Below are 14,704 nucleotides of genomic sequence, written 5' to 3'. Positions count from 1 at the left end.
AGCGATCTTCGGGGGGAGTCGCGGTGGACGAGAAGGCGGCCGGCGGGACCGGCGAGGGATATGTTCATGCGCTGGGGAACCGCCAGGTCCAGATGATCGCGATCGGCGGGGCGATCGGCGTCGGGCTGTTCCTGGGCGCCGGCGGCCGGCTCGCCGCCGCCGGTCCCGGGCTGATCATCTCGTACGCGCTGGCCGGCCTGGCGGCGTTCTTCGTGATGCGCGCCCTCGGGGAACTCGTGCTCTACCGCCCGGTCTCCGGCTCCTTCGTGGAGTACGCCAACACCTTCATCGGGCCGTGGGCGGGCTTCGCCAGCGGCTGGATGTACTGGGTGAACTGGGCCGCCACCGGCGTCGCGGAACTGACGGCCGTCGCCATCTACGTCGGGAAGTGGGCGCCCGACTTCCCCCGCTGGCTGACCGCGCTGATCGCGCTCGGCCTGGTGCTGACGGTGAACCTGGTGTCGGTGCGGCTGTTCGGGGAGCTGGAGTTCTGGTTCGCGCTGCTGAAGGTCGCGGCCATCGTCACCTTCCTGGTGGTGGGGCTCTACCTGGTGCTGTTCTCGGTGAAGGGCGCGTCGGCGGGGCACCTGACCGCCCAGGGCGGCTTCTTCCCGCTGGGGTTCGCGCCGGTGCTGATGAGCCTGCAGGCGGTCGTCTTCGCGTACTCGGCGATCGAGGTGGTCGGCATCACGGCCGGGGAGACCAAGGACCCCCACAAGATCATGCCCAGGGCGATCAACAGCGTGCTGTGGCGGATCGCCGTCTTCTACATCGGGTCGGTGCTGCTGCTCGTCATGGTGCTGCCCTGGACGGCCTACAAGGCCGGCGAGTCGCCGTTCGTGACCGTCTTCTCGCACCTGGGCGTCGCGGGGGCAGGTGACATCATGAACCTGGTGGTGATCACCGCCGCCATGTCGTCGTGCAACTCGGGCCTGTACGCCACCGGCCGCATCCTGCGCTCGATGGCCCTGAAGGGCGAGGCCCCCGCCGTCACCGGCGTGATGAACAGCCGGCACGTGCCGTACGGCGGGATCGTGTTCACCGCCCTGGTGTTCCTGGCCGGCGTGGCGCTCTACTACTTCCTGCCGGGGCGGGCGTTCAACATCGCCGTCGCCGTCTCCTCGCTGGGCGTGATCACCACCTGGGGGACGTTCCTCTACTGCCAGATCAAACTGCGGGAGGCGTGCCTGCGCGGCGAGATCGAGCGCCCGTCCTTCCGGATGCCGGGCGCGCCGGTCACCAACTGGGCCACACTCGGCTTCCTGGGCCTGATCGTGGCGCTGATGCCGTTCGCCGACGAGGACCAGCGGATCGCCTTCTATCTGATCCCCGTCATCGCCGGCGCCATCGCGCTCGGCTGGAAAGCGGTCAATTCCCGCCGCAACGGGCACGTCCACTCCACCACGGATCCCCTCATCTGACCCACCCGGCACAACCTCGGAATAATCTGTCTCGCATCCCAAGATCAGGGCAGTGGTCCCTCGTTTGATCCATTTGCCATCCGTGGGACGATTCTTGGGTTTCGAGAGGGGTGTGGATGTCGAACGCGGAAGGCCGACTCGTCGGAGGCCGGTACCAACTGATCGAGCCCATCGGCCGGGGAGGCATGGGCATCGTCTGGAAGGCCCACGACGAGCTGCTCGACCGCACGGTCGCCGTCAAAGAGGTCAGGTACGACAGTGCCATGGGCGACGAGCTGGAGGAGCTCAACCGCCGGACCATGCGGGAGGCCAGGGCTGCCGGTCGGCTCACGCACCCGAACGTGGTCGTGGTGCACGACGTGATCGAGGAGGACCGCCGGCCCTGGATCATCATGCAGCTGGTGGAGTCCCGATCGCTCGGCCAGGTGATCCGCGAGGACGGGCCGCTGCCGCCCGCCCGGGTCACCGACATCGGCCTCCAGGTCCTGGACGCGCTCCGCGCCGCGCACGGCCAGGGCGTCCTGCACCGGGACGTCAAGCCGGAGAACGTGCTGCTCACCGATGACGGCCGGGTGGTGCTCACCGACTTCGGCATCGCCCGGGTGGAGACCGACTCGACCATGACCAGGACCGGCCTGGTCGGCACCCCCGCCTTCATCGCCCCGGAGCGGTTACGCGGCGGCCCGGCCCAGCGCGAGTCCGACCTGTGGTCATTGGGCGCGACCCTGTACGCGGCCGTGGAGGGCCGCCCGCCGCACGACAAGGGCATGGCGATGGCCACCATGCACGCCGTGCTGAACGACGAGCCCGACCCGGCCGTGCACGCCGGCCGCCTGGGCGTGGTCCTGGACCGGCTCCTGGTCAAGGAGCCCGCCGACCGCCCCGGCTACGACGAGACGGTGCGGCTGCTGCGCCAGGCCAAGAGCGAACCGCCCCCCACCAAGGCTTTCGCGCCGGTCCAGGCGGCCCCGCCGGCTCCGGCGCTCCCGGCCAAGGCGGTGAAGGCCAGCGAGGCCGACACCGGGCCGGTCGAGCTGCCGGTCCCGGCCCCGCGGCAGGAGTCCCCGCGCGCGGAACCCCCGCGGTCCTGGTCGCCGGAACCGGAAGAGAAGCCTGGGCGTGATCCCGTGCCGGCCGCCATCGTGCGGAAGGATCCGTACCCGCCGGAGACCGGGTCGCGGGCGACGCCGGCGACCTGGGAGCGCAAGGAGGAGCCGGCCGAGGCCGCGCCGAACTGGAGCGACGGCGACGACGCGGACACCGCGCGGTCGAAGAAGCGGCCGGTGCCGTATCCGGACTGGAACATCAATCCGCCGCCGCGGCGGCCGGTTGCGGTCCGGGCGGCGCTGGTGATCGTGCCGGTGCTGCTGGTCGTCGCCGGGGTCGGCGTCTGGCTGGGCGCCCAGCAGGCGGACGAGGGCGGCGCGGGCCCGGCAGGCGGCGCGTCCACGTCGGCCGCCCAGATCCCGTCGTCCGCCGGGCCTTCCGAGGACCCGGCCAGCGGTGAGCCGTCAGATTCGGCCAAACCGTCGGAATCGGCCAAACCATCTGACCCGCCCAAGCCGTCCGCGTCGGCCGAGGCGGGCGCGCTGCCGGACGGCTGGAAGACCCACAAGGACAGCTCCGGCTTCTCGCTGGCCCTGCCGAAGGGCTGGAAGCTGGACCGCAGGGACGGGTCGAACGTGTTCTTCCGCGGGCCGCTGGAGGGGGCGTACCTGCAGATCGGGTTCACCAGTTCGCCGCAGAAGGACGCGGTCAAGGACTGGAAGGAGCAGGAGTCGCGGACACGCGGCAACTGGCCCGGCTACCAGCGGGTCAAGATCGAGTCGGTGGACTACTTCGACGAGGCCGCCGACTGGGAGTTCACCTGGGAGCCCGGTGGTTCGACCGGCCACATCCTCAACCGCGGCTTCGTCACCGACAAGAAGCACGGATACGCGATTCTGTGGAAGACCAGGGACAAGGACTGGAAGAAGCACTTTCACTACTTCGAGACCTTTGCCGCTACCTTCAAACCGGATAAGTAACGTCCCGGCGAAGGGAATCCTGTGGCGGAGGCGCGGCGCCTGGCGGGCAGGTACCAGCTGCTCGAACCCATCGGCCGGGGCGGCATGGGCGTGGTCTGGCGGGCCCACGACGAGCTGCTGGACCGGGCCGTGGCGGTCAAGGAGGTCCTGTTCGCCGCGATGAGCGAGCAGGACAGGGCCGCCTTCAACCGCAGGACGATCAGGGAGGCCCGCGCGGCCGGGCGGCTCTCGCACCCGAACGTGGTGGTCGTGCACGACGTGATCGAGGAGGACGGCCGCCCCTGGATCGTGATGCAGCTGGTGGACTCCCGCTCGCTCGGCCAGGTCATCCGCGAGCACGGCCCGCTCGTCCCGGAACGCGTCGCCGCGATCGGCCTGCAGATCCTGGACGCGCTGGGCACGGCCCACGCCGCCGGCGTCCTGCACCGCGACGTGAAACCCGAGAACGTGCTGCTCAGCGGCGACAACCGGGTGGTGCTCACCGATTTCGGCATCGCCACCATGGCCGAGGAGCCCGGCCTGACCCTGACCGGCGGCGTCACCGGCACACCCGCGTTCCTGCCGCCGGAACGCCTGAACGGCGAGCCGGCCACGCCTGAGTCCGACCTGTGGTCGCTCGGGGCGACCATCTACGCGGCGGTGGAGGGGCGGTCGCCGTACGACCGGGGGACGCCGATCGCCAGCATGGCCGCGGTGCTGCACAGCCAGCCGCATCCGCCGCAGCGGGCCGGGCCGCTGGTCCCGGTGATCGAGGGGCTGCTGCGCCGGGATCCGGCCCAGCGGATCGACGCCATCGAGGCGGCGGCGCTGCTGAAGCGGGCGGCGGCCGGGACCATGCCGGTCGGGGTCTGGCAGAACACCACCCCGCCGTGGACGCCCGATCCGCGTTCCACCATGCCGCCCTCCGGGTGGGTGCCCGGGCCGGTGACTCCGCCGCACCGGCGCAGGATCGCCTTCGTGCTGGTTCCGGTGCTGGTCGCCGCGCTGGGCGTGGCCGGCTGGTTCGGCTACCGGGGCCTCACCGGAGCCGGGTCGGGCGTCGCCGGGCTCCCGACCTCGGAGACGGGCACGGTACCGACCGCCGAGCAGGCCATTGATCCGACCGCCAAGCCGACCACTCAGCCGACCGCTGAGCCGTCCCTTGAGCAGACCGCTGAGCCGACCGCTGAGAAGCCCTCGGAAGAGCCCGCGCCCTCCGCCTCGCCGATCCGGGGGCTTCCTGAGGGGTGGCAGGCCTACCGGGACAGGCTCGGGTTCGCGATCGCGCTGCCGCCGGGCTGGGCCGCCGAGCGGGTGGCCGGCGCCGCCCGGGTCCGGTTCCGCGGCCCTGGCATGCCCGGTTATCTCCAGGTCGACCTCACCCCGTGGGAGGAGGCCGACCCGCTCCAGGCTTTGGAGACGGTGGAGCGGAACTCCACCTCGAAGGGCCTGCTGCCCGAATACCAGCGGATCGACATCGGGGCGACCGAGTACCAGGGCGTGCCCGCCGCCGACTGGCAGTTCACCTTCGCCACCTCGGCCGGGCGGCAGCGCGTCATCGACCGCGCCTTCCGGATCGGCGACGCCTGCTACGCCCTCTACTGGCAGGTCCCGGAAGCCAGCTGGAAGGCCGGCCGGGCCTACTTCGACACCTTCACCCGGACGTTCCGCCCACCCGCCTGACATTCACTGACAGCTCCTACTATTGCCGACATGCATGACACGGAACGGCGGCAGCGGACCGCCGCGATCCGGGACGGGATCGGCGTCGGTCTCGCCGTAGGGGTCTCCGGGGTGGCGTTCGGGGCCGCCGCGATCACCGCCGGGCTGACCGTGGCCCAGGCGTGCGCGCTCAGCCTGTTCGCCTTCACCGGCGCGTCCCAGTTCGCCCTCGCGGGCGTGGTGGCGGCCGGCGGCGGCCTGCTGGCGGGCACCGCGGGAGCACTCCTGCTGGGCGCCAGGAACAGCTTCTACGGCCTGCGCCTGGCGCTGGTCCTGGGTGCCTCCCGGCAGCCCCTGCGCACCCTGGTGACCGCGCAGGGCGTCATCGACGAGAGCTCCGCCGTCGCGTTCGCCCAGCCGACCCCGGCGGCGGCCCGCGCGGGCTTCTACACCACCTTCGGCACCCTCTACCTGACCTGGAACCTGACCACCGCCCTCGGCGCGTTCGGCGCGTCCCAGGTGAGCGACCCGGCCGTGTTCGGCCTGGACGCGGTCGGCCCGGCCACCTTCCTGGCCCTGCTCTGGCCCCGGCTGCGCGGCGACGCGGACACCCCGCCGCCGGAGACCGCCCAGCTCCGGATGATCGCCGGTGGCGGCGCGGCCGTCGCGCTGCTGGCGACCCCGTTCGCCGCTCCCGGGGTGCCGGTCCTGCTGGCGGCGGGGGCGGCGCTGGTGGTCATGCTCACCCCGGAGAGGTCGGCCCCCGAATGACCGTCTGGTGGGCGATCGCCATCACCTGCGCGGGCTGCTACCTGCTCAAGCTCGCGGGCCTGGCCGCCCCGCGCCGGGTGCTCGACCATCCCGGCGTACGGCGTTTCGCCAGGCTTGTCCCGGTGGCCCTGCTGGCGGCGCTGATCGCCGTACAGACCTTCGGGCACGGTCAGGAGCTGCGGCTGGACGGCGCGCGGCTGGCGGGCATGGCGGCGGCCGTCGTGGCGCTGCTGCTGCGGGCGCCCTTTCTGGTGGTCCTCATCGCGGCCGCGGTCGTGACCGCTTTGACACGTTTGATGGGCATGTGACAGTTAATCGTGGGTAGCCGGTGGCCATGGCGGACGCAGGCACCCGTGAGTTCGCGGCAAGCAGTCCCGGCCCGCGCCTGGTGGCGGGCCGGTACCGGCTGATGGAGCCGCTCGGCCGGGGCGGCATGGGCACCGTGTGGCGGGCCCTGGACGAGAGCCTCCAGCGCGAAGTGGCCATCAAGGAGCAGGACGCCCTGCGCGAGCTCACCGCCCACGAGCGGCAGATCTACACGGTCCGGACGTTCAGGGAGGCGCGGGCCGCCGGGCGGCTGAGCCACCCGGCGGTGGCGGCCGTCTACGACGTGTTCGAGGAGGCCGGGCATCCGTGGATCGTGATGCAGCTGGTCAGCTCCCGGACGCTGGGCGAAGTCGTACAGGCGGAGGGGCCGTTGCCGCCCCGGCGGGTGGCCGAGATCGGCCTCCAGCTGGTGGGCGCGCTGACGGCGGCGCACGCGGCGGGCGTGCTGCACCGGGACGTGAAGCCGGACAACGTCCTGCTGGCCGACGACGGCCGGGTGGTGCTGACCGATTTCGGCATCGCCACGCTGGAGGACGACTCGCCGGTGACCAGGACCGGCGCGCTGATCGGCACCCCCGCGTTCATCGCGCCCGAGCGCGCGTCCGGCGGGACGGCGCAGCGGGAGTCCGACCTGTGGTCGCTGGGCGTGACCCTGTTCGCGGCGGTGGAGGGGCGCTCCCCGTTCCAGCGCGGGCACGCGCTGGCGTCGCTGGCCGCGGTCATGTACGAGGGGCCCGGCCCGCTCTGCCGGGCGGGCGCGCTGGCCCCGGTGCTGCTCGGGCTGCTGCGCAAGGATCCGGCGCGGCGGATGACGGCCGAGGAGGCGGAGCGGGCGCTGCGGGCCATCGTGGACGGGACCGCGCCCGCGCCGACCGAAGAGGTCCCGCTGCCGGTTCCTGGGCCGGTCTCGCCGCGCCGCAGGCGGTGGTGGCCGCTGGCCGCCGCCACCGGGACCCTGTTCATCGGGCTCGCGGCGGGGGGTATCGCGTATCTGACGGCGGAGGGCGACGGGCGGGCCCGCGTCCCCGAACCGGCGGTGTCCTCCGTCGTGGATCCGCCGAAGACCTCGGAGCCGCCGCAGGAACCGGCGCGGGACCCGGCCCCGAGCGAGAACCGGCGGCCCGCCGAGAAGCCCTCGAAGAAACCGAGCCCCTCCCAGGAGCCCTCGGAAGAACCCACCGAGCAGCCCACCGACGAGCCCCCGGACGATCCTTCCGACGAGAGCGACGGAATGGTGGATCCGGACGCGGGCGAACTCCAGGCCCAGATCGAGGCCGGAATCGTCCCGCCGGGAGACGTGCTCTAGGAGTCGTCGCCGACGCGGTCCAGCGCCTCGGCGAGGTCGGCCGGGTAGTCGGTGGTGAACGAGACCCACTCGCCCGTGGCCGGGTGGTCGAAGGCCAGTGAGACCGCGTGCAGCCACTGCCGGGTGACGCCGAGCCGGGCCGCCAGGGTGGGGTCCGCGCCGTACTGCAGGTCGCCGACGCAGGGGTGGCGCAGCGCGGACATGTGCACCCGGATCTGGTGGGTGCGGCCGGTCTCCAGCCGGATGTCCAGCAGGGAGGCCGAACGGAACGCCTCCAGCGTGTCGTAGTGCGTGACCGAGTCCTTGCCGCCGGCGACCACGGCCCAGCGGCCGTCGCCGGACGGGTGCCGGTCGATGGGGGCGTCCACGGTGCCGCGCAGCGGGTCCATGTGGCCCTGCACCAGGGCGTGGTAGCGCTTCTCGACCGTGCGCTCCTTGAAGGCCCGCTTCAGCGCCGTGTACGCGCGCTCGCTCTTGGCCACCACCATCGCGCCGGTGGTGTTGGCGTCCAGCCGGTGCACGATGCCCTGGCGTTCGGCCGCGCCGCTGGTGGAGACCCGGTGCCCGGCCCCGAGCAGCCCGCCGATCACGGTCGGCCCGGTCCAGCCGACGCTCGGGTGGGCGGCCACCCCGATCGGCTTGTTGACCACCACGATGTCGTCGTCCTCGTACAGGACCGTCATGCCGGGGACCGGCTCGGCGACCGCCACGGGCGCGGACGGCGGCGGCGGGACGGTGACGTCCAGCCAGGCCCCGCCGCGGACGCGGTCGGACTTGGCCGGAGCGGCCCCGTCCACCAGCACGTCCCCTGACGCGATCAGCTCGGCGGCCCGGGTGCGGGAGAAACCGAACAGGCGGGCCAGCGCCGCGTCGAGCCGCTCGCCCTCCAGCCCTTCGGGCACCGGCAGACTACGCAGATCAGCCATCCTTCCGCGCCTCCGTCTCCCGCGAGCCGTCGATCTGGTAACCGCGCCAGGCCAGGAAGACCGCCAGGATGCCGCCGCAGACGATCGACGAGTCGGCCACATTGAAGATCGGGAACCCGGTCGCGGGGAACACCTGCACGAAGTCCACCACATGGCCCTGGAACGGCGCGGGCGCCCGGAAGATGCGGTCGGTCAGGTTCCCGAACGCGCCGCCGAGCAGCAGCCCGAGGGTGATCCCCCAGGGCAGGCTGCGCAACTGCCGCGCGGTCCTGATGATCGCGATCACCACCACCGAGGCGATGATCGTGAAAATGATCGTCATCCCGGTGCCGATGCTGAACGCGGCCCCCGGATTCCGGATCACGTTGATCACCAGTGCGCCCGGCACGACCACGACCGGCGGCCCGTTCTCCAGGTGCTCGACCACCAGATACTTGGTGACAAGATCGAACACATAGATGAGGACGGCCACGGCGGCCAGCAAGCCGACCCGCCGCGCCCGAACCTCCCCGGCTGCGTCACTCAGCGGCGTTCCTCCCGCTGCTTGCACGCCACGCACAGCGTCGCCCTCGGGAACGCCTGCAGGCGTTCCTTGCCGATCGGCCGTTGGCACGATTCGCACACTCCATACGTCCCTGCGTCGATGCGGGCGATCGCCCGCTCGTTCTGCGCGAGCACATCGCGCGCATTCAGGGTAAGGGCGATCTCACGTTCGCGCTCATAGGTCTTGGCCCCGGCGTCGGCCGGGTCGTCGCCCGCTCCCTCGCTGGCGTTGCCGGCCGCGAGTTCGGTCTCGGCCCGCAGAATCTCGGTGTGCAATTCGTCGATTTCCGCCAGCAACCGCTCGCGTACGTCGGCGAGCTCGTGGGCGGACCAGATGTCGTCAGTGACAGAACCCCCCGTGGCGGAACCCCCGGAAACGGAGTTCCCCGTGATGGCGCTCTTAGCCGCGCGCGTGGCCATGTGGCCTCCCCATGAACAGTGATCAAGCAGTCCGGGCAGCATAGGTGGCGGATTGGAGCGCGGCAATCGACTCGCCGATGCATTTACGCCATCCGTACCAGGGTCGGAATGCTCCTCCCCCTATGCCGGGTACATCCTGAACAACCGCACCCCGTCCCGTGTTCCGCCGTTGCTACCCGAATACGGGCGCGGTTATCGGGAAGCCCGGGGCCTGTCTCTGCGTTATCGTGAGGTCTGCAAGGCGTTGATGGGACGAGTACCTCCGCACCCACTCGCAGGAGCGACCCGGGGACGGTGCGAGCCCGGGGCGAGTAGCGGGGGGAAGATCACCCCGGAGCCGCCGGAAGAACGGCTTTACCTCTGGTAGAGGCCCAGTAGACCCGGCCGCGACTGAATCAAGTGGGCCCCCGCGAGGGCGGCCAAGGAGGGTGGTACCGCGGAGCCGACCCCGGCTTCGTCCCTCCACGCCCTGTCGAATCAGCGTGGAGGTCCGGTGTCTTCCCACTCTTTCCGTCCGCTACCCGCGCAGGTGGACCTGCCGGCCCTCGAACACGAGGTGCTGGAGCGGTGGCGCGACGGCAAGGTCTTCGAGCGGTCGCTGGAGCAGAACGCCGGCGGCCCGTCCTGGGTCTTCTACGAGGGCCCCCCGACCGCGAACGGCATGCCCGGCGTGCACCACGTCGAGGCGCGCGTCTTCAAGGACATCTTCCCCCGGTACAAGTCGATGCGCGGCTTCCATGTGCCGCGCAAGGCCGGCTGGGACTGCCACGGCCTGCCCGTCGAGGTGGCCGTCGAGAAAGAGCTCGGCCTGTCCGGCAAGCCCGAGATCGAGTCGTACGGCATCGCGGAGTTCAACGCGAAATGCCGCGAATCGGTGCTGCGCCATGTGGACGCGTTCGAGGAGATGACCGAGCGGATGGGCTACTGGGTGGACATGTCCCAGGCCTACCGCACGATGGACCCCGCGTACGTGGAGGCCGTCTGGTGGTCGCTCAAGGTCATCTGGGACAAGGGGCTGCTGTTCCGGGACTTCCGGATCACCCCGTACTGTCCGCGCTGCGGCACCGGCCTGTCCGACCACGAGCTGGGCCAGCCCGGCGGGTACGAGACCGTCTCCAGCCCGTCGGTGTACGTCCGGATGCCGGTCACCGGCGGCCGGTTCGACGGCGTCGACCTGCTGATCTGGACGACGACGCCGTGGACGCTGGTGTCCAACACCGCCGTCGCGGTGCACCCGGACGTGACGTACGCGGTGGCCGAGAAGGACGGCGAGCGCCCGGTCATCGTGGCCGAGCCGCTGCTCGCGTCGGCCCTCGGCGAGGGGTGGACGGTCCGGGAGCGGTTCATCGGCGCCGGGCTGGAGCACACGCCGTACCAGCGGCCGTTCGAGCTGGTCGACATCCCCGGCGCGCACTTCGTGGTGCTGGGCGACTATGTCACCGTCGAGGACGGCACCGGTCTGGTGCATCAGGCTCCGGCGTTCGGCGCGGAAGACCTGACCGTCTGCAAGCGCTACGGCCTGCCCGTGGTCAACCCGATCGGCCCCGACGGCCGGTTCCTGGCAGAGGTGCCCCAGGTCGGCGGCGAGTTCTTCAAGGACGCCGACGAGGGCCTCACCGCGGATTTGCGCGAGCGCGGCCTGCTGTTCCGGGGCAGCCACTTCGACCACAGCTACCCGCACTGCTGGCGCTGCCACACCCCGCTCCTCTACTACGCGCTCCCCTCTTGGTACATCAGGACCACCCAGATCAAGGACCGCCTGCTCGCCGAGAACGAAGACACCAACTGGTTCCCCGAGACCATCAAGCACGGCCGCTACGGCGAGTGGCTGCGCAACAACGTCGACTGGGCCCTGTCCAGGTCCCGCTACTGGGGCACCCCGCTGCCGCTGTGGACCTGCGATGAGGACCACGTCACCTGCGTCGGCTCCCTGGCCGAACTGGGCGCCCTCGCAGGCAGTGACCTGTCCGCCCTCGACCCGCACCGCCCGTACGTGGACGACGTCACCTTCCCGTGCGCCGACTGCGGCGGCGAGGCCCGCCGCGTCCCCGACGTGATCGACGTCTGGTACGACTCCGGCGCGATGCCGTTCGCCCAGTGGGGCGCGCCGCACGTCAACAAGGAGGTCTTCGAGGCGTCCTACCCGGGCCAGTTCATCTGCGAGGCGATCGACCAGACCCGCGGCTGGTTCTACTCGATGATGACCGTGGGCACGCTCGTCTTCGACCGCTCCGCCTACGAGAACGTGCTCTGCCTGGGCCTGATCCTGGCCGAGGACGGCCGCAAGATGAGCAAGCACCTGGGCAACGTGCTCCAGCCGATGCCGCTGATGGACGAGCACGGCGCCGACGCGCTGCGCTGGTACATGGCCACCTCCGGCTCGCCCTGGTCGCCGCGGCGGATCGGCCACGGCCCGCTGGAGGAGATCGTCAGGAAGGTCCTGCTCACCTACTGGAACACCGCCTCCTTCTTCACCCTCTACGCCAACGCCTCCGGCTGGCAGCCCGGCCGGACCCCGGCCGGCGACCGGCCGCTGATCGACCGCTGGGCCCTGGCCGAACTCCAGCGCACGGTGGCCGAGGTCACCGCCGCCCTGGAGGTCTTCGACACCGCCCGCGCCGGCCGCCGGATCACCGAGTTCCTGGACGACCTGTCCAACTGGTACGTCCGCCGCTCCCGCCGCCGCTTCTGGACCGGCGAGGAGTCCGCCTTCGCCACCCTGTACGAGTGCCTGGAGACGGTCACCCGGCTGATGGCCCCGATGGTGCCGTTCACCACCGACCACGTGTGGGACGTGCTGCGCGGCCCCGACGCGCCCCCCTCGGTGCACCTGGCCACCTGGCCGGAGGTGCGGCCCGAGCAGCTCGACCCGGCGCTGTCGGAGCAGATGGCGCTGGTCCGGCGGCTGGTCGAGCTGGGCCGCTCGGCCCGCGCGTCCTCCTCGGTCAAGACCCGGCAGCCGCTCGGCCGCGCCCTGATCGGCGCCCCGGGCTGGCCGGGCCTGTCCGGCGAGCTGCGCGACCTGATCGCGGACGAGCTGAACGTGCTGGCCCTGGAGGACATGTCGGGCTTCTCCGCTGACCTGGTGACGTTCACCGTCAAGCCCAACTTCCGGGCGCTGGGCAGGCGGTTCGGCTCCCAGACCAAGCTGGTCGCCGCCGCCATCACCGCCGCCGACCCGGCGGCCCTGGCCCAGACCCTCAGGTCCGGTACGGTCGCCACCCTCGACGCCGGCGAGCTCGGCGCGGTGCCGGTCGGCCCGGACGACGTGATCGTGACCGAGCAGCCCAAGTCGGGCTGGGCGGTGGAGACCGGCGCGGTCGACACCGGGACCGGCGAGACCGTCGCGCTGGACCTGGCGATGACGCCGGAACTGCGCAGGGCCGGGCTGGTCCGGGAGGTCGTCCGGCTGGTCCAGGAGGCCCGCAAGGCGAGCGGCCTGTCCATCACCGACCGGATCGAACTGCGCTGGGCGGCGGGCTCGGACGAGCTGGCCGAGGCCCTGCGCGGCGGTGGCGGCACAGTGGCCGAAGAGGTCCTGGCCACCTCCTTCGCCGAGGCCGACCTGGACACCGAACTGGTCATCCACCAGGACGCCGAACTTGGCCTGACCTTCCAGCTCCGCAAGGTCTGACCCACGAAACGAGGGCCCGGCGGATTCCTCCGCCGGGCCCTCGTTCGTTCAAGTCATTACCATCGGCGCGGGCCCAAGCAGCGGGTTCGTCGAGCCACCACCTACCAGCGCGAGCCGAAACAGCGGGTTCTTTGAGCCGTTACCTGTCGGCGCGAGCCGAAACAGCGGGTTCTTTGAGCCGTTACCTGTCGGCGCAGGCCGAGCACTGGGTGAGGCCGGCCGCTTCCGCTTCGGCCTTCGTCATCGTCTCGATTCCGGTGCCGTCGTCGCCGACCAGCGAGCAATCCGCCCGGTGGTATCGCCGGGTGCCGACCAGCACGTGAACGACGTCGTCGTCCCCGGCGGTCTCCCCGCTGTCAGCCTTGGCGTCGCTCCCGCCGTCGCTCCGGCTGTCATTCCGGCTTTCGTCCCGGCTGCTGCCCCGGTCGCGGCTTTCGTCGTTGGCCGGGACGGGCCGGGTGGCCTCGACCGTGGCGTCGGCGGGTTCCGGCCTTCCGGCAGGTTCCGGCTTCTCTTTTTCCTTGACCGCCGCGGATTCGGCGACCACCGGCTCGGGCTTGGCGGGCTCGGGGTCGGGCGCGGGCGGGGTCGGGACCTGAGTCGGCGTCGCAGTGGGACGCGAGAAGGCGGACCATTCAGACGAGGCGGGCGGCAGCGTGGGCACCACCGGCACGGGTGGCGCCGACGGCAGGGGAACAGCCACAGTGGGATTGACCGCTTCAGCACCAAAACGGCTGGAATTCACGGCCTCGGAGCCGAAACGGCCGGAATCTGCGGCCTCAGCACTAAAACGGCCGGAATCGGCAGTCTCGGCACCAAAACGGCTGGGATCGGCTGCTTCGGAGCTGGACGGGCTGGGCGAGGAGCTTGGCCGGCTCGGCGGGCTGGGCACCGAGGCTGACACCGTGGGCGTGTCCGCGATGGATCTGGCGGAGGCCGCCGACCCGGCGCGCCCGGGAGCGGTCTCGGCCGGCTCCACCGGGGCGAGGCCCTCGGTGACGCAGGCGGTGCACGGCGAGAAGCCCTCCTCGCGGGCCTCTTCGAGAGTCAGCTCCTCGATCTCGCGATCGGCGAGCTGACGGCAGTTGGGCAGATGGAACCGCTTCCGCCCGGGAATGACCAGCACGATCGAATCCGGCCCGAGTCCACCGCCCGGCAGGGGACGGGGAATCGGCGGACGCGACCGGCGCTCCTGATCCTGGGCGCCCGACCCGGGAAAGGCGACCTGCTGGGTCGCGGCCGACGGCATGGGAGCCGCGACCGGACCGGGCACGGGTGCGGCCATCATCGGATTAGCCATCGGATTAGCCATCGGATTGACCATCTGCTGCGTCATCTGCTGCTGCGGCACCCCGCCGTAGCCGGGGCCGCCGGCGTGCGCCATCTGCGGCGACGACTGCGTCATCGGCTGCTGGTGCATGGGCTGCGGCGGCAGCTGGTTCGGCACCGGCTGGGGGGTGGCGGCCTGAGACCGCCCGCCGGCCGGGAACAGCTCGTGCCGCCTGAGCAACGCCCCGATCAGCAGGCAGACCGCGGACAGCACGCTGACCACGATCGACCACATCACGAGGAACGGCTGTGCCAGGACGACACCCGCGATCAGCAAGACGATCGCGGCGAGGACCAGGGCGGCACTGACAAGGATCACTGGGGGGATCTCCGAACTACCGAACGCGTTACCGAACCTC

The 14,704-nt window shown here is 71.5% G+C and carries 11 protein-coding genes; 7 read left to right on the top strand and 4 right to left on the bottom strand.

Annotated elements, in window-relative coordinates; genetic code table 11:
- The first annotated feature begins 23 nt into the window (after positions 1-23).
- The 6 genes from Acor_RS05605 to Acor_RS44015 all read left to right on the top strand — a co-directional run bounded on the left by Acor_RS05605 (position 24) and on the right by Acor_RS44015 (position 7,493).
- Positions 24-1,421, top strand: a complete 1,398-nt coding sequence (locus tag Acor_RS05605; RefSeq protein ID WP_246238443.1) for an amino acid permease — start codon at positions 24-26, stop codon at positions 1,419-1,421.
- 116 nt (positions 1,422-1,537) lie between these two features.
- Positions 1,538-3,448, top strand: a complete 1,911-nt coding sequence (locus tag Acor_RS05600; RefSeq protein WP_155335451.1) for a serine/threonine-protein kinase — start codon at positions 1,538-1,540, stop codon at positions 3,446-3,448.
- A gap of 21 nt (positions 3,449-3,469) precedes the next feature.
- Positions 3,470-5,110 carry a serine/threonine-protein kinase gene (locus tag Acor_RS05595; protein WP_155335450.1) on the top strand — a complete coding sequence of 547 codons (1,641 nt, stop codon included), beginning with the start codon at positions 3,470-3,472 and terminating at the stop codon, positions 5,108-5,110.
- A gap of 30 nt (positions 5,111-5,140) precedes the next feature.
- A complete protein-coding gene (locus Acor_RS05590; protein ID WP_155335449.1) occupies positions 5,141-5,860 on the top strand; it encodes an AzlC family ABC transporter permease in 720 nt (239 codons plus the stop codon).
- Positions 5,857-6,168: an AzlD domain-containing protein gene (locus Acor_RS05585; protein WP_155335448.1), complete on the top strand. Its 312-nt coding sequence runs from the start codon at positions 5,857-5,859 to the stop codon at positions 6,166-6,168. Before Acor_RS05590 ends, Acor_RS05585 begins: the two co-directional genes overlap by 4 nt.
- Positions 6,169-6,194: 26 nt before the next feature.
- On the top strand, positions 6,195-7,493 hold the full coding sequence (locus Acor_RS44015; RefSeq protein ID WP_155335447.1) for a protein kinase domain-containing protein: 1,299 nt from the start codon (positions 6,195-6,197) through the stop codon (positions 7,491-7,493).
- Here Acor_RS44015 and Acor_RS05575 read toward each other — a convergent pair.
- Genes Acor_RS05575 through Acor_RS05565 form a run of 3 tightly spaced genes read right to left on the bottom strand, consistent with a single transcriptional unit; the run spans position 7,490 to position 9,382 of the window.
- On the bottom strand, positions 7,490-8,419 hold the full coding sequence (locus Acor_RS05575) for an RluA family pseudouridine synthase (protein ID WP_155335446.1): 930 nt from the start codon (positions 8,417-8,419) through the stop codon (positions 7,490-7,492). The genes Acor_RS44015 and Acor_RS05575 overlap by 4 nt on opposite strands.
- The gene (gene lspA / locus Acor_RS05570) at positions 8,412-8,891 is read right to left on the bottom strand and encodes a signal peptidase II (RefSeq protein WP_246238442.1); all 480 of its coding nucleotides are present in this window, start codon (positions 8,889-8,891) and stop codon (positions 8,412-8,414) included. Before lspA ends, Acor_RS05575 begins: the two co-directional genes overlap by 8 nt.
- 50 nt (positions 8,892-8,941) lie before the next feature.
- Positions 8,942-9,382 carry a TraR/DksA family transcriptional regulator gene (locus Acor_RS05565; protein WP_155335445.1) on the bottom strand — a complete coding sequence of 147 codons (441 nt, stop codon included), beginning with the start codon at positions 9,380-9,382 and terminating at the stop codon, positions 8,942-8,944.
- Between the two features lie 493 nt (positions 9,383-9,875).
- Between Acor_RS05565 and ileS the strand changes: the two genes are divergently transcribed.
- Positions 9,876-13,016 carry an isoleucine--tRNA ligase gene (ileS, locus tag Acor_RS05560; RefSeq protein WP_155335444.1) on the top strand — a complete coding sequence of 1,047 codons (3,141 nt, stop codon included), beginning with the start codon at positions 9,876-9,878 and terminating at the stop codon, positions 13,014-13,016.
- Between the two features lie 181 nt (positions 13,017-13,197).
- Here the strand turns inward: ileS and Acor_RS05555 are convergent, their stop codons facing one another.
- Positions 13,198-14,664, bottom strand: a complete 1,467-nt coding sequence (locus Acor_RS05555; protein WP_155335443.1) for a hypothetical protein — start codon at positions 14,662-14,664, stop codon at positions 13,198-13,200.
- Positions 14,665-14,704: the final 40 nt, after the last annotated feature.

Source organism: Acrocarpospora corrugata, assembly GCF_009687845.1.
Lineage (GTDB): Bacteria > Actinomycetota > Actinomycetes > Streptosporangiales > Streptosporangiaceae > Acrocarpospora > Acrocarpospora corrugata.
Note: the sequence above shows the minus strand (reverse complement) of the source record. Positions and strands in the feature narration are given on the sequence as shown.

Bases quoted from the DNA above. Each gene is read 5' to 3' on its own strand.
- Acor_RS05600 (WP_155335451.1), top strand. From the start codon at position 1,538: ATGTCGAACGCGGAAGGCCGACTCGTCGGAGGCCGGTACCAACTGATC.
- Acor_RS05590 (WP_155335449.1), top strand. From the start codon at position 5,141: ATGCATGACACGGAACGGCGGCAGCGGACCGCCGCGATCCGGGACGGG.
- Acor_RS05585 (WP_155335448.1), top strand. From the start codon at position 5,857: ATGACCGTCTGGTGGGCGATCGCCATCACCTGCGCGGGCTGCTACCTG.
- Acor_RS44015 (WP_155335447.1), top strand. From the start codon at position 6,195: ATGGCGGACGCAGGCACCCGTGAGTTCGCGGCAAGCAGTCCCGGCCCG.
- Acor_RS05575 (WP_155335446.1), bottom strand. From the start codon at position 8,419: ATGGCTGATCTGCGTAGTCTGCCGGTGCCCGAAGGGCTGGAGGGCGAG.
- Acor_RS05565 (WP_155335445.1), bottom strand. From the start codon at position 9,382: ATGGCCACGCGCGCGGCTAAGAGCGCCATCACGGGGAACTCCGTTTCC.